Consider the following 20,707-nt stretch of genomic DNA (forward strand, 5'->3'; position numbering starts at 1 on the left):
CCGATGATAGTGAGTTGTATTTCTTGCGAAAGTAGGTAGTCTCCGGGCTCTCCATTCTTAAAACCTCTTGCTGCGAACGCGGTGAGAGGTTTTATTTTGTCCGTGCGGAGGGGTGATAAATTTATACAGATCAAATTGTTATTTTTTTACTCCCGTGCACAGTTTCGAGGCTGTACCGATTCAATGAGTGTATTTTCGGGTTGTAATTTTTTCTCTCTCCTTCGATAAATTTCGGTTTTTGCATGATATAAAAGTTATGGCATACCGTTAATTTTTATAGGAGATAGATATGCGTCGTTTAGTTGCAGTTGCAATGGCCTGCGCGGCCTTGGGTATCGGTATTTCTTCCGGAGCTTATGCAGCCTCTTTCAAATGGGCAAGTCAAGGGGACATATTAACTTTTGATCCGCACGCTCAGAACGAAAATCTTAATAATTCAGCCAACTCGTACGTGTACGAGCCGCTTGTGGAACTTTCCAAGGGGAAAATCGTTCCCTGTCTTGCCGAAAGCTGGAGATCCGTTCCTGAAGGCTATGTGTTTAAGATCCGTCAGGGCGTCAAATTCCATGAAGGCGAGACGCTGACTTCTGCCGATGTCGTCTTTTCTATTAACAGAGCGCTTCACCCTATCTCTCAATTTAGAACTTATACCGCCGGTATTTTGGGCGCTGAAGAATTGCCTAACGGAGAGGTTCTCGTAAAAACGAACACTCATTCTCCGGTGCTGATGACTCAGTTGACCAATCTACGAATTTTGAATAAAGCCTGGGCTGAAAAACACGGTGCCACAGCACCGCAGAACTTTGTCGGTAAAGAAGAATCTTATGCGACAAAACACGAAAACGGAACAGGGCCGTTCAAACTGCAGACTCGAGAAGTCGATATCAAGACCGTTTTTATTGAAAATCCGGACTGGTGGAATAAGGCAAATAAAGTTGGCAATGTGACAGAGGCTGTCTACACGCCGATTAAATCAGCTGCAACGCGTATGGCCGCACTTTTATCGGGCGAAATTGACCTCGTGCTTGATCCTGCGACGCAGGACGTTGTCCGCCTGAAAAGAAATCAGGACTTGAAGGTTGAAGAAGGTCCTGAGCTTCGCGTTCTGATGATTTCTCTGGATCAGATGCGCGATGAGTCGCCGTATATTCTCATTGACGGGAAAAAATCAACTAAGAATCCCTTTAAAGACATTCGCGTTAGAAAAGCCCTTTATCAGGCAATTGATGTGAACACCCTCAAGAGAACTGTCATGAGGGGTATGTCGATTCCCAACGGCACAATTATTTCGTCCGAGACAAACGGATGGACGGAAAAAGCGGCGGAAAGACTGCCGTATGATCCCGCTGCCGCTAAAAAACTCCTCGCAGAAGCAGGCTATCCCAACGGATTTGAATTCACGCTGGATGCACCGAATAACCGCTGGGTCAATGACGAAGCAATCGCAAAGGCGCTTGCTGCCATGTGGGCAAAAATCGGTGTCAAGGTTAACGTTAATACGATGCCTCGGGCGAACTATTTCCCGAAAGTGCTGAAGTTTGACAGTTCAGCCGGTATGGTTGGCTGGGGTGCAACAACTCAGGATGCGCTTTTCCCGCTCCAGTCCCTGGTCGAAACAGTCGACGTGCAGAAAGGCAACGGACTTTCCAATATCGGACGAGTCTCTGATCCCAAGCTGGACGCTTTGATTGAACAGATCAAGGCAGAAACAGAGCCGACAAAGCGAAACGCTTTAATCGAGCAGGCTCTGCTGATGGTGAACCATAATGTTTACCAGCTTCCGCTGCATACCCAGATCATTAACTGGGCAATGAAAAAGAACATTGATACACCGATGCGCGCGGATAATCGCCTAGAGCTTGATAAGGTCACTGTCAAGTAAAATTGCCGCTTTCGCCGGAGCACTGTCTCCGGCGTCAACCTTGGAAAAAAGTAGATGTTAACTTTCGTATTGAAACGTCTGCTCCAAGCCGTCATCGTTATGCTTGTCGTAACGCTGATCGCATTCCTGCTTTTTCAATTTATCGGAGATCCGGTTACCCAAATGCTCGGTCAGGAAGCGACTGAGGCGGATAGGATTGCTCTGAGGCAGAGTCTCGGCTTGGATGAACCGCTGTGGAAACAGTACGGGACGTTTGTTGTAAATGCGCTTCACGGCGAGTTCGGTACTTCGCTGCGGCAAGGCGCGCCGGTGGCTCAGCTTCTCGCAGAGAAAATGCCGGCAACGCTTGAATTGGCATTTTTCTCCGCCTTTGTTGCGACGCTGATCGGTATTCCTTTGGGCGTGTTTGTCGCGCTCCATAAAGACTCCATGATCGCCAAATGGCTGATGGGATTGTCGCTTCTGGGGATTTCTTTACCGACCTTCTTTATCGGTATTCTGCTGATATTGGTTTTTTCCGTTTGGCTGGGCTGGCTTCCTTCTTACGGAAGAGGTGAGATTGTCGCATTTGGCAAATGGACGACCGGTCTGTTGACGGCAGACGGATTAAAACACATCATTCTGCCCGCGGCGACGCTTGCGATATTTCAAATCGCTCTGGTTATGCGTCTGGTGAGAAGCGAAATGCTCGAAACGCTTCGATCAGACTTCATCCGGTTTGCGCACGCCCGAGGAATACCAAAATCTAAAATCTTTTATAAACATGCGCTGAAGAATACGCTCCTTCCGGTCATCACTATTACCGGACTTCAGCTGGGCGGGATCATCGCATTCTCGATTGTGACTGAAACGGTTTTTCAGTGGCCGGGAATGGGACTGCTTTTTATTCAGGCGGTTCAGTTTGCCGATATTCCGGTGATGGCAGCTTATCTGTGCCTCATCTCGCTCATATTTGTTGTGATCAATTTAATTGTCGACCTTCTTTATTTCTTGGTAGATCCGAGACTGAAGGCCGATTAAGGAATCTTCATGTCAGCCCGATCTTTTGATTTCAATAAAAACGCTTTTCCTCAGATTAAGGAATATGCGCAAACGCTTAAAGACATTCGTCGTGACTTCCATAAGAATCCGGAAATCGGATTGGTGACGCCCCAGACCAGCGGCAAAATTGCATCGTTGCTTCGCAGTTTTGGTGTCGATGAAGTTCATGAGGGTATCGGCGGCTGCGGTGTTGTCGGTGTTGTCAGAGGCGCTCGTCCCGGCTCTCTGAGAGTAGGTCTCAGAGCAGATATTGACGCGCTCCCCATGGCGGAACTTTCTTCTCACGATCATGTCTCACAGATCAGCGGCTGTATGCACGCCTGCGGACATGACGGTCACGCCGCGGTACTGCTGGGCGCCGCAAAATATCTCGCGGAAACCCGTGATTTTCCGGGAGAAGTCGTCCTGATTTTCCAGCCGGGAGAGGAAGGCTGGTCAGGTGCAAAACATATGATCGATGACGGATTGTTTGATCGCTTCCCTGTTGCTGAAGTCTATGCGCTGCACAACTCATCAGCGCTGGAGCCCGGAAAGATCGCACTGAACTACGGAGCGATGCAGGCCGCCGCAGACGCCTTTACGATTACGGTTAAGGGCAAAGGCGGTCATGCTTCGCGTCCTCAGATGAATCATGATCCGGTGCTTGCTTCCGCTCATGTGATTGTGGCTCTGCAGAGTATTGTTTCCAGAGAGGTTGATCCGCTGGAAACCGCTGTGGTTTCATGCTGCTCGCTCCAGGCGGGAGACCCGAGAGCGCAGAGCGTCTGTCCGGAAACCTGCCAGATTGTCGGAACCGCTAGAACCTTCTCACCTGAAGTAAGAGACTTGGTAGAAAAGAGAATCGGTGAAATCAGCGCCTGCATCGCCGCGGGTCTCGGCTGTGAAGCTCAGACAAAGTATGAACGCTTCTATCCTCCGGTCATTAATACGCCTGCTCAGGCCAAGATTCTGGCTGATATCGCTGCTGATTTAGTGGGCGAAGAAAATGTCGACCGCAGCTATCCTCGGATGGCCGGCGGAGAAGATTTTGCATTCATGCTCGAGAAGGTTCCGGGCGCCTACATTCGCATCGGTCAGGGCGGGGCTCCGGCGCATAACCCTTATTTTGATTACAACGACGATGTCACACCGCTTGCGGCAACACTTCTTGCCGCCGCGGCAGAGCAGCGCCTGCATGCGCTGAACGGGGCCGCCGATGAGCACGTCTAGTCAGAAAAACACTGCCTTCAGCCGATTTTGGGACAGCGATCTCATCTGGAAATTCAGACACGCGCCCGTAGCGATCATCTGTTTTATGGTGACGCTCGGAATGGTTCTGTCCGCAATGTTTGCCGGAGCGATCGCTCCGTACAACCCTTTTGATCTGGCCTCTTTTGATCTTTCTGATGCCTTTTTGCCGCCGGCATGGATGGAAGGAGGAAACTGGAAATTTGTTTTGGGCACGGATGATCAGGGCCGAGATATGTTTTCAGCCATCCTGTACGGATTGCGCGTATCTCTTGAAATCGGCCTTTCTTCGGTATTGATTTCCATTGTGATCGGCGTGTCGCTGGGGCTCATTTCCGGATATGCGGGCGGTATGACCGATACGTTCATCATGCGCTTCTGCGACGTGATGCTGAGTTTTCCCGCGATTCTGCTTGCGCTTCTCATTGACGGCGTCATCCGAGCGATTCTTCCTGAAAGCGTTCATGATCAGGCCGCTTATGGGGTTCTGATTTTTGCGATTTCTCTTTCCGGATGGGTGCGTTATGCAAGAACGGTTCGAGGCGCGACACTGACGGAAAAGAAGCGGGATTATGTTCAGGCCGCTCAGCTTTTTGGCGTAAGTTCCATGAGAATCATGTTTACGCATATTCTGCCCAATGTGATGGGACCGGTTTTGGTTTTGGCGACTGTTCAGGTTGCGACCGCGATCATTACCGAGGCGACACTTTCGTTTCTCGGCGTTGGCGTTCCGCCGACAACGCCGTCTTTAGGAACGCTGATCCGAGTCGGAAATGAATTTCTCTTTTCAGGAGAGTGGTGGCTCGCGATCTTTCCCGGCGTGGCTCTGATCCTTTTTGTGCTCACGATCAATCTGCTTGGCGATTGGCTGCGTGATGCACTGAACCCGAAACTGCAGTAGGAGCGGAATATGACAAAACAAGAACCGCTTTTAGAAGTTAAAAATCTTGTCGTAGAGATCCCGACGAGGCGTGAGAAACTCATAGCCCTGGATAAGGTCAGTTTTGAGATCTATCCGGGAGAAGTGCTGGGCGTTGTGGGCGAATCGGGTGCCGGAAAGTCGATGGTCGGCAACTCGGTTATCGGTCTGCTGGGGGCTCCGGCTCATGTGGCCGGCGGAGAGATTCTTTTAAACGGACGCCGAATCGATAATCTGAAGGAGCCCGAGAAAGAAAAAATTCGCGGCGCTTCAATCGGTGCGATCTTCCAAGATCCGCTGACGAGCCTGAATCCTCTTTTTGCGATCGGAGATCAAATGATTGAGACGATTCGGGTTCATTCCAATCTTTCCGAACAGCAGGCACGGGAAAAAGCGATCTCGCTGCTTGCACAGACCGGTGTTCCGGCACCTGAAAGAAGAATTGACAATTATCCGCATCAGTTCTCGGGCGGTATGCGTCAGCGAGTCGTGATTGCTTTGGCGCTTTCGGCGGATCCGAAGCTGATTATCGCGGACGAACCGACGACCGCGCTCGACGTCTCGGTGCAGGCTCAGATCATCGAGCTTCTGAAAAAACTGTGCGTCGGAAACGGAACGGCCGTGATGCTGGTCACGCATGATATGGGCGTGATAGCGGAGACTGCAGACCGTGTTGCGGTTATGTACGCCGGAACGCTCGTCGAAATCGGGCCGGTCGAAGAAATGGTTCGGCAAGCGCGCCATCCTTACACCATCGGCTTGATGAATGCGATTCCGCGCATCAGCGACCAAAGAGACACCCTCCAGCAGATTCCCGGCTCCATGCCGAGACTTTCGAAAGTTCCGAAGGGATGTCCGTTCCATCCGAGATGCCCGATCGCAGACGAGAAATGTGTTCGTGAACGACCCAATCTTGTCGGAGAAACCAACCATTTGTGCGCATGCTGGAAAGCCGGTGAAGTAAAGGCGCATGTTCCTGTATTCCCGCCGGAGCCCTTTACGATTCGTGCGCCTGAGGATATGCCGAGATGATGAATGAGAATGTCAAAGCTTCCCAGTCTGTTCTGGTAAGCGTTCGAAATTTAAAAAAATATTTTGACGCTTCGCCGTCTTTGCTGGCTCGGCTTATTGAGCGCAAGCCTAAAGCGACTCTGAAGGCAGTGGACGGAGTTTCGTTTGATATTCGCCGCGGAGAGACTCTGGCGCTTGTGGGTGAGTCCGGATGCGGAAAATCAACCACCGCCCGAATGCTGGTCGGACTTTATAAGCCGACGGAGGGCTCTGTGGTTATTGACGGCAAAGATCTCTTTAACTCGAAGGGAGAGGATGAAAAACTTGCAAAAGGGAAAATTCAGATGATTTTCCAAGATCCTTATGCAAGTCTCAACCCGAGATGGAACGTCGGGAAAATTGTGGCCGAACCGATCCGCGCGCAAAAACTGATGCGAAATGCAAAGGAAATTGACGATCGTGTGAACTCGGTGCTGCATCTTGTGAATCTGTCGAAGGAAGATAAGGCGAAGTATCCGCACCAGTTTTCCGGAGGTCAGCGGCAGAGAATATCAATCGCTCGAGCGATTGCAATTCATCCGGAGTTTTTGGTTTGTGATGAGCCGACCTCGGCACTGGATGTTTCGGTACAGGCTCAGGTATTAAATCTGATGCAGAATCTGCAGCGGGAGGTCGGCCTGACGTATCTCTTTATTTCGCATAACCTTTCCGTTGTGCATCACATCAGCGATCGCGTGGGCGTCATGTATCTCGGGCGCCTGGTTGAACTTACTGATAAGCGGACATTGTTTACGGAACCGAGACATCCGTATACGCGGATGCTGCTGGAAGCGATTCCCGACATGACACAGATGCATAAGAAGCGCACGCCTGTGGCGGGAGAGGTTCCCAATCCGCTCAAACCGCCGAGCGGATGCGCCTTCCACCCGCGCTGTCCTTATGCGACGGAGCGCTGTAAAAGGGAAGTTCCGCAGATGAAGTTCATCGATTCGCACGGCTCGACGGCCGAAGTTGCCTGTCACGCAGTTGAGGAGCGAAGAATTTAATTTGCTTTGATTGATGCTGAGGATTTACTGAACAAATCAATAATTGATAAACTAGCGATCTTGCGGACCTTTAAGGTGCGCTTAGATTACCGAAGCTGGCGATGATTTATAGAAAGGCACTTACCTCAGAGTTATCCAATACGGCGGGCGGCGCGTTTACAGTGCTGTTCTCCATCGTCGTGACCATTGGTTTGGTGCGAATACTAAACCAAACGGCGGGCGGCCGCTATGACACCGGATCTATTTTGGAGGTTGTTGCCTACACGTCCCTGGTCAACCTTCCGGCGCTGATTTCCCTGGCGCTTTTCCTGGCAGTGCTGATGACGCTGAATCGTTATTGGCGCGACAGTGAAATGTTTGTCTGGTTCTCAGCGGGCGGCTTAAGTCTTGCCTCATGGATTCGGCCTGTGCTGAAATTCACGATTCCGATTGTATTTCTTGTCGCGGCCTGCTCGATTGTGATTTCGCCGTGGTCGCGCAGTCAGATTCAGTCCTACCGTGACCGTTTTGCTCAGAAAGAAGACGTGACGAAACTCTCTTCCGGCCGCTTTATTGAAGCTAAGAGCGGGCGTCAGGTATTCTTTCTGGAGCAGGTGGATCAGGAGCGCGGGAACGTCGAAACGCTTCTTTTGGTGGAGTTAAAAAAAGACGGTTCACGTTCGGTGCTGACTTCCAAGAAAGGCCATCTGGAGACTAAACCGAACGGCGATCGCTACGTTATTCTGCAGGACGGCCGAAAGTATGAAACGGATCCGAGCGGGCTGGGTGCGTCGGTATCCGATTTTGGCGAATATGAAGTTCGGCTCGACAGCTCTCCCACGTCTCAGGTCAGCAGCGCCCGCGTGAACGCGATGCCGTTTAAGGAGCTTTTGGAAAGCAAAAACAGAAAGGCGCCTGCCGAAATTTTCTGGCGTCTGTCCTGGCCGCTCATCGCTTTGAATTTGGCGATTCTTGGTATTCCGCTCTCATACAACAATCCGCGGTCGCTAAAGTACTACGGTCAGACGGCGGCGGTTTTAATCTTTATTCTTTATCTGAACGGACTGTCTATTTTCCAGACATGGATCACTCAGGGCAAGGTCGGTATTTACTCGGCGATGCTCTATATGAATGTTCCGGTGGCGTTATTGTCGGCTTATCTTTTCTATCGTCTGATGACGCTGAATGTCGGTCATTTTGATGCAAGGATTTGGGGCTTTTTAACGAAGCCTTTTCGTGTCGCGGCGGCGAAACGGGCTGAAAAGAAGGATAAAAAATGACCATCATCTCTCGAATGGTATTTAAGCAGATCATGAAGAACTCGCTTTTTGTTCTTCTGACGCTGGTCGCGCTCTTTGCCTTCTTTGATCTGATCGGACAGTCAGGCGACATCGGGACGACATACTCGCTGCTTCAGGCCTTCATCATGACCGGGCTTATTCTTCCGTCGCGCTGCTATGAAGTCCTGCCGATCGCGGTCATGCTCGGTGCGATCTTTACGCTGGCTCGATTTGCGCAAACAAGTCAGTTCACGGTGCTTCGAGTTTCCGGCATCGGTCCGTGGAAGTTTTTCGGGATGCTGCTCGCGCCCGGAATTGTGCTGGTCATCTTTGCTTATCTACTTGGAAATATGGTCGCTCCGCCGGCGCAGCGCCTTGCCAAGGAGCTGAAACTGGATGTCAGCGGTTCGGATTTTACAGGAAAGGAATTGGATTCCGGCATTTGGGTGCGTGACGTTCAGAGAAATGAGCAGGGGCGCGCCTCTCAGGTCAGCTTCGTGAATGTTAAGAGGCTTAAACCCGGAGAAGCCGCTTACGATTGGGTCATATACGTTTTTGATAAACCGAATCACCTCGGTTCCATCATTACGGCAAAGAGTGGAACTTATTCCGAAGAAAAGGGCTGGATACTGCACGATGTGACGCAGGAAGCGGTTCCGACCATTCCGAAGGATTCGAGAGCACAGACCGACGCGGCGGTCACAATGAAGGCCATGAAGGAGATGGTCTGGGGCAAGAGCCTTGACGGCAATATTTTTGGTCTTCTTATGATCAAGCCCGAGGACATGTCGCTTCAGGAGCTTCATCACTACATTGAGTACCTGAAAGATAACGGACAGACCTATAAACGCTTTGATACCGCTTTTTGGTCGAAAGCTTTTTATCCGCTGGCAATTCTGGTCATGCTGGCCTTATCGATGCCGTTTGCCTATCAGAACGCGCGTTCGGGAGGCATGGCGATTAAGATTTTCGGCGGCATTATGATTGGTATTTTCTACTATGCGCTTAATAATCTGTTTGCGTTTATGAGTGTGCTTGACAGTGTCCCGTCGGTGCTTTCAGCGATGATGCCTTCAATACTGATGCTGAGCTGCGCGGGGGCCGCGATGTGGTTTGTAGAGCGCAGGGCGTAGATAAAAAAGAGCGGCGGAGCCGCCAATAAAAAACTCGAACCTTTTTTATATGGGTTCGAGTTTTTTGTTATCGGGTTCTTTGTGTTCGATGCTTCATTTCCCTAATGAGCCGCTGGGTAGAAATGTTTTCCTCTTCTTTTTTCAAGTTTTCGGCGATCGTACAAAGGCATCTTTCGAATGTCTTTATTTCATCGCCGGAAAGGCCGACAAGCGCTCTGTCTTCCATACCTTTTGTGTTGGTCTTTAGGCTCCGTTCAATCTCGCATCCCTTATCCGTCAGCGTGACGCATTTGCGTCGGCAGTCGTTGGGATTGGTTGAGCGGCTGATAAATCCTTTTGCCTCCAGACGCTGCATGAGTCCTGTGATGGTCGGGTGGGACAGCTTGAGGGCTGCCTGCACGTTCTGCTGGGTCACCTCAAGCTTCCGATTCTTAAACAGGTACATCATCACGCTTGCCTGAGAGGAGGTAATGCCCAGCGCGTCAAAGTCTGCATTTCTGCATCTTTCCATCTGATTGTAGACATAGCGCAAAATGCGCAGTGTCCCCTTTTCATACTTTTCGCTCACTGCTACCTCCACACTCCCTGCGGCGAATCAACTCGCCGCTGATGGGTGTGATTATAGAAAGAGGGATTTTGATGCTCCCTTTCAAGCGCCTATAGTGGGAGGTGGAGGAAAAATTTCAGGCTTTAACGTGCGCTTTTTGGGCGGGTTTCCTCAAGAAATTTCCTTAACGCCTCCGCGGTATGGGTCTTGGCTCTGCACATGCGGCCCGGCGTTCCGCTGTAAACCACGGTACCGCCGCCGGAGCCGCCCTCAGGTCCCATATCGATAATCCAGTCGGCTTCCGCGATCACATCAAGATTGTGTTCAATTACGATGACGGTATTGCCGGCGTCGACCAGACGATGAAGCACTTTGATCAATTTGTCAACGTCGGCCATATGCAGACCGACAGTCGGCTCGTCCAGAATGTAGACCGTCTCAGGCAGTTTGCGACCGGATTTGCGGACGTCATCCTTGACCTTGGCAAGTTCAGTGACAAGCTTAATGCGCTGCGCTTCTCCGCCGGAAAGGGTGGAGGACTGCTGCCCGAGCGTCAGATAGCCGAGTCCGACTTCCTGCATCAGCTTGAGCGGATGGTGGATCGAGGGAATCGAAGCAAAGAACTCGACTGCTTCGTCGACCTCCATCTTCAGAACTTCCCCGATGCTTTTGCCTTTCCACTTGACTTCCAAGGTTTCGTCGTTAAAGCGCACCGAGTCGCAGACATCGCAATGGACCTTAACGTTCGGCAGGAAGTTCATCTCGAGTGTGATGACGCCTTGTCCTTCACAGGCTTCGCATCGGCCGCCCTTTACATTGAAGGAGAAGCGCGAGGCGGTATAGCCGCGTGCTTTCGCTTCTTCGGTTCCTGCAAAAAGCTTGCGGATATCGTCCCAGAAACCAATGTAGGTCGCCGGACACGAACGCGGGGTCTTGCCAATCGGCGTCTGATCGACTTCAAGCACACGGTCCACGGATTCCCAGCCGGAAAGTTCCGTGCAGCCTTCAAGCGGAGCACCTCCTTCTTTCTTGTGATGCACTGCGTTGATCAGGTTTGTCTGCAGGACTTCGCGCGCAAGGGTGGATTTGCCGGAACCAGAAACGCCCGTCAGAACCGTCAGACGATTAAGAGGGAAAGACGCCTCCACGTCAGTGAGGTTGTGCGCGCTGACACCTTTAAGGAGGATTGCCGGCGATGCTTTTGTTGTTTTGCGTCTTGATTTCCCATTGTGCTGCAGCGGGTTCTTCAGGTAGCGGCCGGTCAAAGAATCCGGAGCGTTTTCGATATCTTCAACAGTACCCTGAGCGATCAGTTTTCCGCCTCTTACGCCCGCGCCCGGGCCGATATCAATCACGTGATCCGCCGCGCGGATGGTGTCGACGTCATGCTCGACCACCAAAAGCGAGTTGCCCTTGGAAGTGAGTTTGCTCAGCGCGGACAAAAGAATTTGGTTGTCTCTCGGATGCAGACCGATCGTTGGTTCATCCAGCACATAGCACACGCCCTGAAGGTTGGTTCCGAGCTGCGAAGCCAGACGGATTCGCTGCGCTTCACCGCCTGAGAGTGTGGGCGCGGCTCGATCCAAGGTGAGGTAGGAAAGACCGACCTCCTTGAGGAAAGAAAGACGCGAGAGAATTTCTTTAAGGGCGTCGCGGGCGATGCTCGCTTCTCTTCCCTGAAGCTTAATTCCCTTGAGGTACTCTTCAGCCTCTTCGATGGTCATCTTATTGACGTCCGCGATGGATTTTCCGGCGAAGAAAACATTCCTTGCGATCGCGTTCAGACGTGTTCCGCGGCAGTCGGGACATTCGACGAGTTCCTGCATCGAATCGGCGGTCAGTTCCCCCGTGTTCTCGTCCACAGACATCGCGTTCTGGAACGGTTTGAATCCGTTGCCCATACATGTCGGGCACCAGCCGAGCTTGGAGTTGTAGGAGAAGAGGCGCGGATCAAGCGCAGGGAAGCTCTTGCGGCAGCTCGGGCAGCTGAGTTTTGTAGAGAAGGTGCGGACAGCGCTGCCGTCGGAAGTCTCAAAAACTCCGTCACCGAGTTCGAGTGAGCGGTCCATCAGCTGTTTAACGTCCGCCTCATTTTCCGCGGTCACTTCGATCTTGCCCACCGGAAGTTCGATGGTGTGGTCTTTAAAGCGATCGAGCTTGGGGAAGGGCGAGCTTCTGACACGCTGTCCGTCGACAATCAGTTCATTAAAGCCTTTGTTTCTGGCCCACTGAGCCAAATCCTTATAAAGACCCTTGCGGTTTTTAATGAGCGGGACAATGAACTCAACTTTTTTTCCGCGGAAATCGCTCATCAGCGACGAGAAGATTTCTCCCGAGGACTGAGGCAGCACCGGGACATGACAGTCCGGGCAATACTGAACGCCGAGTTTGACGTAGAGAAGGCGCAGGAAGTGGTAGAGCTCCGTCATTGTGGCGACCGTAGATTTTTGTCCGCCTCGAGAGGTTCTTTGTTCGATCGCGACAGTCGGAGGAATGCCGTAGATAGCGTCCACGTCAGGTGCGCCCGCAGGCTGCACCATAGAACGGGCAAAGGCGTTGAGCGACTCCAGATAGCGGCGCTGACCTTCGTTGAAGACCAGATCAAAAGCGAGCGTTGACTTGCCGGAACCGGAGACACCGGTGACCACGGTGAATTTATCCCGCGGAATGCTCAGCGACAAATTCTTCAGGTTGTGTTCTCTCGCGTTTACGATAGTGATCGCGTCTGAAGAGGGCGGTGTGGTTTCTGCGACGGGTTCCGGTTTGAAATCGGTGAAGAAAAGCGACGGCTGCTTATCGCGGATCGCTCGGTTGTACGCGGCCAAGGCCAAGCCGGTCGGCGTGTCTTTTAGTTCAAAGTCTCTCGGAGTGCCGGCAAAGAGTTCTTCTCCTCCCTTTTCTCCGCCCTCGGGACCGAGTTCAATGATCCAGTCCGAGGCGTTGATCACGTCAAGGTTGTGTTCGACCAGCAGCACGGAGTGTCCTGCCTGCACCAGCTCCTGCAGAGAGGTCATCAGTTTGAAAATGTCGTCAAAATGCAGGCCGGTTGTCGGTTCGTCAAAGACGAAGAGCATATTTTTGCTTTCGCCTTTCAGCGCGTCGGCAAGATGCTTGGCGAGCTTTAACCGCTGGGCTTCTCCGCCGGAGAGCGTCGGAATCGGCTGACCGAGTTTGAGATAGTTCAAGCCCACTTTAACCAACGGGGTCAGGGTGCGGACGATTTCTTTGTTTTCGCTGAAGAAGTCGAGCGCCTGATCCACAGTCATGTCGAGGACGTCCGCAATAGAAGCTTCCTTGTCTTTGCGCTTGAGTTTGACTTCAAGGATCTCGCGGCGGTAACGAGTGCCGCCGCACTCTGCGCAGCTCAGGTACACGTCGGAGAGGAACTGCATCTCGATGTGTTCGAAACCGCTTCCGCTGCAGGACGGACAGCGTCCCGTGCCGGAATTGAAAGAGAACATGCTCGGTTCGTAACGACGCAGACGCGAGGTCGGAGCAGCCGCAAAGAGTTTGCGGATGGTGTCGAATGCGCCCATGAACACCGCAGGTGTGCTTCGCGTCGTTTTTCCGATAGGCGACTGATCCACAAAGGAGATGTCAGTGATGAGATCCGCCCCGATGAGTTTCTCGAAGGCGCCGGGCGCTTCTGTAGGTTTGCCCTTGGCTTTCATCAGTGCAGGGACGAGCACGTCCTGAACGAGTGTGGACTTGCCGGATCCGGAGACACCCGCAACGCAGACGATCGAGTGCAGCGGAATACGAATGTCCAGATTCTTCAGATTGTGTTCGCGTGCTCCGAGCAGAACGAGCGCAGGGTTAGCCGGATTGATCCGTTTGTGTTTGGAGCGCGGGAAGGGTCGTTCGCCGCGAAGATATGAACCGGTCAGCGTTCGGGATTTTTTCAGCTCCTGCGTGGTTCCGTCAAAGACGATTTTTCCGCCCTTGGCGCCGGGTCCAGGTCCCATGTCAATGACGCGGTCGGCCGCGAGCATGACCTGCGGGTCATGTTCCACAACGACAAGTGTGTTGCCCGCTTTTCTCAGTCTGCGCATGACTGAATTCACGCGGTCCATATCCTTCGGATGCAGACCGATAGAGGGCTCGTCGAGTACGAAGAGCGTGTTGACGAGCGACGTGCCGAGCGCGGTTGTCAGATTAATGCGCTGAACCTCGCCTCCCGAAAGCGCGCGGCTCTGTCGATCGAGGTTTAAGTATCCGAGACCGACTTCATTCAAAAAGCGAAGACGCGTTTTGATTTCTTCAAGCAGGTGCTCGCAGCCTTCCTGCAGAGCGCGCGGCAGCACAAGCTCATCAAAGAAAGTCTGAAGTCTTTCAATCGGCAGCAGCATCAGATCGCGGATATTTAAACCCGGCAGGTTTTCCAGCACCTCTTCGGAAAAGAGTGTTCCGTTCGGTCGGAAGCACTTGTAGCTGCCGTTCTCGGACTGCCTCGCATGCTTGGCGTTTTCAAGCGTGCCCAAGCGCCACAGAAGCGCCTCCGGCTTGAGGCGCGCGCCGTGGCAGTCCGGGCAGTCCGAATAGCTTCTGTAGCGAGAAAGCAGAACTCGGACGTGCATTTTGTAGGCTTTGGTTTCGAGCCACTCGAAGAAATGTTTAACTCCGTACCAGCGTTTGGAGCGGAAGCTTGTCCATTTAGGATCGCCGTAAAGAACCCAATCCTTTTCTTCTTTTGTGAGTTCTCGGAAGGGTTTTTCGACGTCGAGGCTGCGTTCGCGCGCATAGCGAAGCAGGTCCTGTTTGCATTCGTCGTAAGACTCGGTATTCCAGGGCTTAACCGCGCCTTCAGCGAGTGATTTGCTTTCGTCCGGTATGACAAGGCCGTAGTCGACACCGATCACGCGGCCGAATCCGCGGCAGGTTTCGCAGGCGCCGAGCGGAGAATTGAAGCTGAAGGTTGAGTCATGCGGCCGCGCGTATGTGATACCGCAGTCAGGGCAGGAGAGAGAAGCGGTGAATTTCCAGATTTGTTCTTCGGCGCCGAGAACCTGCACTTTGATTTCAAGGGCGTTTTTCCCGAGTCTCATGGCTGTTTCAATCGCTTCCACGGCTCGGCTTTTGGTCACGTTGGGCTTAAAACGGTCGGCGACGACTTCGATCAGCGCGCCGTCCCTGTCCTCTCGGACGACAGTACAGCGAGTGAAACCCTGAGCCTCTAAACCGGAAAGAGCGGTTTCAACCGGAAGGGACGGGGGCACCGGCATATGAAAGCATACGTACAGGCGCGCATCGGGCGAGACGCTTTCCAAGCGCTGCGAAAGTTCTTCCCAGATATCCTGAGCGCTTTGCTCGCGCACTTCTTTTCCGCAGCCTCGGCAGTAGAGTTTCGCGGCCTGTGCAAAGAGCATTTTCAGATGATCGTTGAGTTCGGTCATCGTGCCCACGGTTGATCTTGAGGTACGAACGGGATTGGTCTGGTCGATAGCGATCGCGGGCGGCACGCCTTCGATGCTGTCGATTTTCGGGCGGTCCATGCGGTCCATGAACTGGCGCACGTAGGGGCTGAACGTCTCTACATAGCGGCGTTGGCCTTCGGCGTAAAGGGTGTCGAAAACCAGAGACGATTTACCGGAGCCGGAGACGCCGGTGACCACGGTGAGTTTTCCGTGTTCGAAGTCGACATTGACATTTTTTAAGTTGTTCTGACGCGCACCGCGGATGCGGATTGAGTCGTTGTTTTTCTTTTCAGCTTGCATCTGTTTCGTACTAAACGGACACGAGGTCCTATAGAGAAAAATTACGTCGTTTTTAAAACCGACACTTTGGTGATCGTAACTATAACTCTATGGAAGGAAAAGAAAAAAGAGTAAATGTGTATCGTTTTGTTTGGTAAACAGAAAAGGCCCCGAAGGGCCCTTTTCTTACAGAGAAGAAAGCAAATTAATTGCCTCTGCGTTTTGCTGCATTGTCCTTGACCTGACGGGCAAGGGAATCAAAAGCGGCACGGACTGCTGCGTGCGCATCTTCGTTCTTTGTGTTCATGATGAATTCATGACCGGGGGCGTTGAGTGCAACTCTGACGCTGCATTCTCTGCCCTGATTCTGATGGCGGCCTTCGCTTTCAATCGCGACGCGGCAGCTGATCAGATCAGCATCAAATTTATGCAGACCTTCGACTTCTTTGGCAATCAGGTTTTCAAGAGCTTCGGAACGATCGATACCGTGGAAACTAACTTGGAGGGGAAGCTTCATATATACCTCACTTTCTTTTTAAAACTTCTATTGGTGATTGTTTCATACTTTTTAATTTATGTCAGGGGGTCTCGAAAAAAAAGAGAATTTGAGTCACAATCAAAAAAATGTGCTCCGATCAGCTTATATCTTTAGGAGGGACTCTTTAGATGCCTTTGGGAAGCTCTAAGTACGTTGCCGCGTTTGACTTAGGCACGACTAGCGCGCGTGTCATTATTTTTGACGAGTACGGCAGTCCGCAGGCTGCCTGTCAGAGGCCGCTGACTCAGATTTTCCCGAAAGAGGGCTGGGTCGAGCAGGACCCCATGGAGATGTTTCGACAGCAGCTTGCCTGTTTTAAAGGGGCGCTTTCCGATTTAAATATTTTGCCTTCCGATATTTCCGCCATAGGCATTACCAATCAGCGTGAGACGACGGTGGTTTGGGAGAAAGCGACGGGGCGGCCGATTTATCCGGCTATCGTTTGGCAGGATCATCGAACAACGGAGCAGTGTGAGGCGCTGGGCGCGCACAGTCTCATGATCCGAGAGAGGACAGGGCTCAAACTGGATCCTTATTTTTCCGCTACGAAAATTCGCTGGATTTTGGATCATGTGAGCGGCGCCCGTGCAAAGGCTCAGGCCGGAGAGCTGCTTTTCGGGACGGTGGACAGCTGGCTGATTTGGAATCTCACGGGCGGCAGGCGTCACATGACGGATATTACCAACGCCTCGCGCACGCTTTTAGCCAATATCCGCACCGGCCGCTGGGATGAGGAACTTTTAGGCATGTTTGGCGTGCCCGTCTCGATGCTTCCGGAAATCACGCCGTCCTGCGGCGCGCTTGCCGAGAGCGATCCTGAGGTGCTTGGCGCGTGCATTCCGATTAGCGGGACGGCGGGCGATCAGCAGAGTGCGGCCATCGGACAGGCCTGTTTCCGTCCCGGCATGACCAAGAATACATACGGAACCGGAGGTTTTCTTCTGATGAACACCGGAAAAACCGCGCCGCTGTCGGATCATTTGCTGAGTACGGTCGGCTGGGAGGTCGGAGGCGATCGCTCATACGCGCTTGAAGGCAGTGTGTTTATTGCAGGCGCGGTGGTTCAGTGGCTGAAAGACGGGCTCGGACTTTTCAGAACCAGCGCAGAAATTGAGACTCTGGCTTCCCAGGTTCAGGATAACGGGGAAGTCTATTTAGTGCCCGCGTTTGTCGGTTTAGGCGCGCCGTATTGGGATCCTTTTGCGCGAGGCATAATTATCGGTATAACTCGAGGCACAAGCCGCGCTCATATCGCTCGGGCTGCATTAGAATCGATAGCGTTCCAGTGCAATGAAGTGCTTCAAGTCATGGCCGCCGACACCGGCGCGCCGGTCGAAGAGCTGCGGGTTGACGGCGGAGCGGCGGAGAACGATCTGCTGATGCAGTTTCAGGCCGACTTAGCCAATGTGCCCGTAGTCCGTCCGGTCGTGACCGAAACAACCGCGCTCGGCGCGGCTTATTTAGCCGGCCTTGGCATCGGTCTGTGGGAGGATTTCTCTGAGATTGAATCGCTTTGGCGCCGGGAAAGAATTTTTGAACCGAAGATGTCGCAGGACAGACGAGAATATTTAACCAAGCAATGGCATCGAGCAGTGGCTCGTACAAGAGGATGGGAGCAGTGATGGCAGGACAATTAAAGGCAAATCCGGAGCGCGCGGCGCGCTTTAACAGACTGAGCGAAGACAAGGTCTGGGATGTTGTCGTAATCGGCGGCGGAGCGACAGGCTCGGGCATAGCGGTCGATGCGGCAGCGCGCGGATTTACGACACTGCTGCTGGACGCGCATGATTTCTCCGAGGGCACTTCAAGCCGTTCGACGAAACTCATTCACGGCGGCGTGCGCTATATGAAGAATCCCCGTGATTGGAAGCTGGTTCGGGAAGCGATGATCGAGCGCAAGCTGCTTTTAGGCAACGCGCCGCACTTAGTGCATCCGGAACCGTTCATTCTTCCGTGCTACGAGAACTTTGAGCGTGAGTACTACATGGCAGGCCTCTGCCTGTACAGCGCAATGGCGAGCGGCGGCTATCAGATCGGCAAGACAGAATACTTATCGGCGGCGGAGACGATTCGCCGTCTCCCCGGTGTCAAGCCGCAGGGCCTCAAAGGCGGCGTTCAGTTCTGGGACGCGCAGTTTGATGATTCGCGTCTGAATATCGCGCTCGTGAAAACCGCGGAAGCCAGAGGCGCGCTTGCGCTGAACTATGCGCCGGTGATTGGTTTCGGCCGCGGCAAGAGCGGTGAGATTCAGACGGTTCGTGTTCAGGACAAATTGAGCGGCAATGAGTATGAAGTGAAGACCCGCATGGTCTTTAACGCCGCCGGAGTTTGGACCGATGAAATCCGCCGCATGGTCAATCCGGAGGCAAGAGCGCTGATTCGCGCTTCCCGCGGCTCTCATATTATTGTGAGTCTCGAGCGTTTTGGCGGAAAGACCGGCATGTTTATTCCGAAGACGGAGGACGGCCGTGTGCTTTTCTGTATTCCGTGGCACGGAGTGCTGGAAATCGGCACGACAGACGTTGAGGAAAAGGATATTACTTTCCATCCCGAGGCGACCGAAGCAGAAATTGAGTTCATGCTTGAAACCGCGCGAGGCTATTTGGATTATCCGATTGAGCGCAAGGATGTGCTTGCATCCTTCTCCGGACTTCGTCCGCTCTTTAATCCTTCCGCGGGCGGTTCCACCGCAGCGGTTTCCCGAGAGCACTCGGTGATCCCGGAATTTAAGAATATGGTTACCGTTACCGGCGGCAAATGGACGGCTTATCGAGCGATGGCCGAACACGCGATGTCGGTCGCGGTGGATCAGGGGTTGATCTATAAGCGTCCGTGTCCTACAAAATACATGTCGATTTACCGAGACGAGGCCTTTGACGCCGAGACGATTGAAAAGGCGGCGTTTAGAGGCGAGCTTGAGGAAGAAAAACTGCTCGCGTTCGCGCGTCACTGCAGAGACAACGCCTTTGCGGTTTATCCTGAAGATGTTTTGTATCGCCGCCTGAGAATCGGCCAGATGAGCACTAAGCGCACTGAAGAGCTTCTGCCGAAGATCAAACCGGTGTTTGAGCAAGCCGAATAAACTTTAGAGAGCCGGACAAAAATTCCGGCTTTTCTTCTTTTAGGCGGTATATGGGAACGGGAGTGAAAAGTCGGCGGCTGATTCAAAAAAGGCTGTTTTAAAGGCCGTCGTCGGGGAAGGAATGAGACTCAGGTATAACAAAGTTTTACATCCCTATCTTATCAAGTTGAATCTCTGTGATTTTTTCCGTATAATCCTGTCCTCTCTGTTGGAGCGTTGTCCTTTCGTCATCGCTCGTCCGTTGTAAAAATGTCATCTCAGGGCCTGACGGCTCTGGGTATTAGAAAAAATGTCGAGTGTCCTTTGGACACTTAATTTATAGGTGAAAAGTAATGAAAACCTTCTCGGCCAAGCCGCTTGAAGTAAAGCGCGAATGGTACGTGGTTGATGCAACCGATAAGGTTGTCGGCCGCCTTGCCGCTGAAATCGCTCTCAGACTCCGTGGTAAAGACAAGCCTGAATACACACCGCACGTCGACACGGGCGACTACATTATCGTTGTCAACGCTGACAAGCTGGTGATGACAGGCAACAAGACGGAAGACAAGAAGTATTTCCGTCACTCCGGTTACCCCGGCGGTGTTTATGAAACAACTTTCCGCAAGATGCAGGAAAAGCATCCGGGTCGTGCTCTGGAAATCGCTGTTAAGGGTATGCTCCCGAAAGGCCCCCTTGGCTACGCAATGTTCAAGAAACTCTTCGTTTACGCCGGTTCCGAACACAAGCATTCCGCACAGCAACCTAAACAGCTCGAGATCTAAAAATGATTGGAAATTACAACTACGGCACAGGCCGCCGCAAGAGCTCTGTTGCTCGTGTCTTCATTAAGCGCGGTACTGGCAAAATCGAAATCAACGGTCGCACTCTTGACGAGTACATCCACCGTGAAACCGGCCGTATGGTCGTTCGTCAGCCTCTCGTTCTGACTGACAATGTCGAAACATTCGACATCAAGGTCAACGTTAAAGGCGGCGGTGAGTCCGGTCAGGCCGGCGCTATCCGCCACGGCATCACTCGTGCTCTCATCGACTATGATGAAACACTGAAGTCCGTTCTGTCTCAGGCTGGTCTCGTTACACGTGACGCCCGTGAAGTTGAACGTAAGAAAGTCGGTCTGCGTAAGGCACGTCGCCGTAAACAGTTCTCCAAGCGTTAATTCGCTTTTGGAAATTTCGGTCTTCGATCGAAATACCGCAGAAAAGGTCGCTTCGGCGGCCTTTTTTATTGCTTGAGCCTACAGTTCAGTTCGTCTCTGAAATATTGCAGAATCTAGAGCCTCTAGCAGAGGCTCAGCTCTTAATCCGAAGGCATCTTCTTTAGAAGTCTGTC

At 52.4% G+C, this 20,707-nt stretch carries 15 protein-coding genes; 12 read left to right on the top strand and 3 right to left on the bottom strand.

What is annotated here, in order from left to right:
• Positions 1 to 289 precede the first annotated feature (289 nt).
• The 8 genes from NFR90_RS10650 to lptG all read left to right on the top strand — a co-directional run bounded on the left by NFR90_RS10650 (position 290) and on the right by lptG (position 9,518).
• On the top strand, positions 290 to 1,882 hold the full coding sequence (locus NFR90_RS10650; protein WP_251452937.1) for an ABC transporter substrate-binding protein: 1,593 nt from the start codon (positions 290 to 292) through the stop codon (positions 1,880 to 1,882).
• 54 nt (positions 1,883 to 1,936) lie between these two features.
• Positions 1,937 to 2,902 (top strand): ABC transporter permease, encoded by a 966-nt coding sequence (locus NFR90_RS10655; protein ID WP_160334556.1) that lies wholly within the window; start codon positions 1,937 to 1,939, stop codon positions 2,900 to 2,902.
• 9 nt (positions 2,903 to 2,911) lie between these two features.
• Positions 2,912 to 4,132 (top strand): amidohydrolase, encoded by a 1,221-nt coding sequence (locus tag NFR90_RS10660; protein ID WP_251452939.1) that lies wholly within the window; start codon positions 2,912 to 2,914, stop codon positions 4,130 to 4,132.
• Complete coding sequence (locus NFR90_RS10665) at positions 4,119 to 5,051, top strand: ABC transporter permease (protein ID WP_251452941.1); 933 nt, start codon at positions 4,119 to 4,121, stop codon at positions 5,049 to 5,051. The genes NFR90_RS10660 and NFR90_RS10665 overlap by 14 nt, the downstream gene beginning before the upstream one ends.
• Before the next feature lie 9 nt (positions 5,052 to 5,060).
• Entirely contained in the window at positions 5,061 to 6,101 is a 1,041-nt protein-coding gene (locus NFR90_RS10670) for an ABC transporter ATP-binding protein (RefSeq protein WP_251452943.1), read from the top strand.
• Complete coding sequence (locus NFR90_RS10675) at positions 6,098 to 7,126, top strand: ABC transporter ATP-binding protein (RefSeq protein WP_251452953.1); 1,029 nt, start codon at positions 6,098 to 6,100, stop codon at positions 7,124 to 7,126. Before NFR90_RS10670 ends, NFR90_RS10675 begins: the two co-directional genes overlap by 4 nt.
• A gap of 101 nt (positions 7,127 to 7,227) precedes the next feature.
• Positions 7,228 to 8,385, top strand: a complete 1,158-nt coding sequence (lptF, locus tag NFR90_RS10680) for an LPS export ABC transporter permease LptF (protein ID WP_160334561.1) — start codon at positions 7,228 to 7,230, stop codon at positions 8,383 to 8,385.
• Entirely contained in the window at positions 8,382 to 9,518 is a 1,137-nt protein-coding gene (gene lptG, locus NFR90_RS10685) for an LPS export ABC transporter permease LptG (RefSeq protein ID WP_251452955.1), read from the top strand. Before lptF ends, lptG begins: the two co-directional genes overlap by 4 nt.
• 67 nt (positions 9,519 to 9,585) lie before the next feature.
• On the opposite strand, the gene NFR90_RS10690 is transcribed toward lptG, so the two are convergent.
• From NFR90_RS10690 to NFR90_RS10700, 3 genes are all read right to left on the bottom strand, one after another.
• The gene (locus NFR90_RS10690; protein ID WP_251452956.1) at positions 9,586 to 10,086 is read right to left on the bottom strand and encodes a MarR family winged helix-turn-helix transcriptional regulator; all 501 of its coding nucleotides are present in this window, start codon (positions 10,084 to 10,086) and stop codon (positions 9,586 to 9,588) included.
• Positions 10,087 to 10,208: 122 nt separating this feature from the next.
• Positions 10,209 to 15,779, bottom strand: a complete 5,571-nt coding sequence (uvrA, locus tag NFR90_RS10695) for an excinuclease ABC subunit UvrA (RefSeq protein ID WP_251452958.1) — start codon at positions 15,777 to 15,779, stop codon at positions 10,209 to 10,211.
• Between the two features lie 184 nt (positions 15,780 to 15,963).
• On the bottom strand, positions 15,964 to 16,275 hold the full coding sequence (locus NFR90_RS10700) for an HPF/RaiA family ribosome-associated protein (RefSeq protein ID WP_160334564.1): 312 nt from the start codon (positions 16,273 to 16,275) through the stop codon (positions 15,964 to 15,966).
• A 149-nt stretch (positions 16,276 to 16,424) separates the two neighbouring features.
• Here NFR90_RS10700 and glpK point away from each other — a divergent pair, with 149 nt between their 5' ends.
• From glpK to rpsI, 4 genes are all read left to right on the top strand, one after another.
• Positions 16,425 to 17,918 carry a glycerol kinase GlpK gene (gene glpK, locus NFR90_RS10705; protein WP_251452960.1) on the top strand — a complete coding sequence of 498 codons (1,494 nt, stop codon included), beginning with the start codon at positions 16,425 to 16,427 and terminating at the stop codon, positions 17,916 to 17,918.
• A complete protein-coding gene (locus NFR90_RS10710; RefSeq protein ID WP_251452962.1) occupies positions 17,918 to 19,378 on the top strand; it encodes a glycerol-3-phosphate dehydrogenase/oxidase in 1,461 nt (486 codons plus the stop codon). Before glpK ends, NFR90_RS10710 begins: the two co-directional genes overlap by 1 nt.
• A gap of 332 nt (positions 19,379 to 19,710) precedes the next feature.
• Positions 19,711 to 20,139: a 50S ribosomal protein L13 gene (gene rplM, locus NFR90_RS10715; RefSeq protein WP_160334566.1), complete on the top strand. Its 429-nt coding sequence runs from the start codon at positions 19,711 to 19,713 to the stop codon at positions 20,137 to 20,139.
• Between the two features lie 2 nt (positions 20,140 to 20,141).
• Positions 20,142 to 20,534 (top strand): 30S ribosomal protein S9, encoded by a 393-nt coding sequence (gene rpsI, locus NFR90_RS10720; RefSeq protein ID WP_160334567.1) that lies wholly within the window; start codon positions 20,142 to 20,144, stop codon positions 20,532 to 20,534.
• The last annotated feature ends 173 nt before the right edge of the window (positions 20,535 to 20,707 follow it).

The sequence above is a fragment of the Parasutterella muris genome, from assembly GCF_943193095.1.
Taxonomy (GTDB): Bacteria; Pseudomonadota; Gammaproteobacteria; order Burkholderiales; family Burkholderiaceae_F; genus Parasutterella; species Parasutterella muris.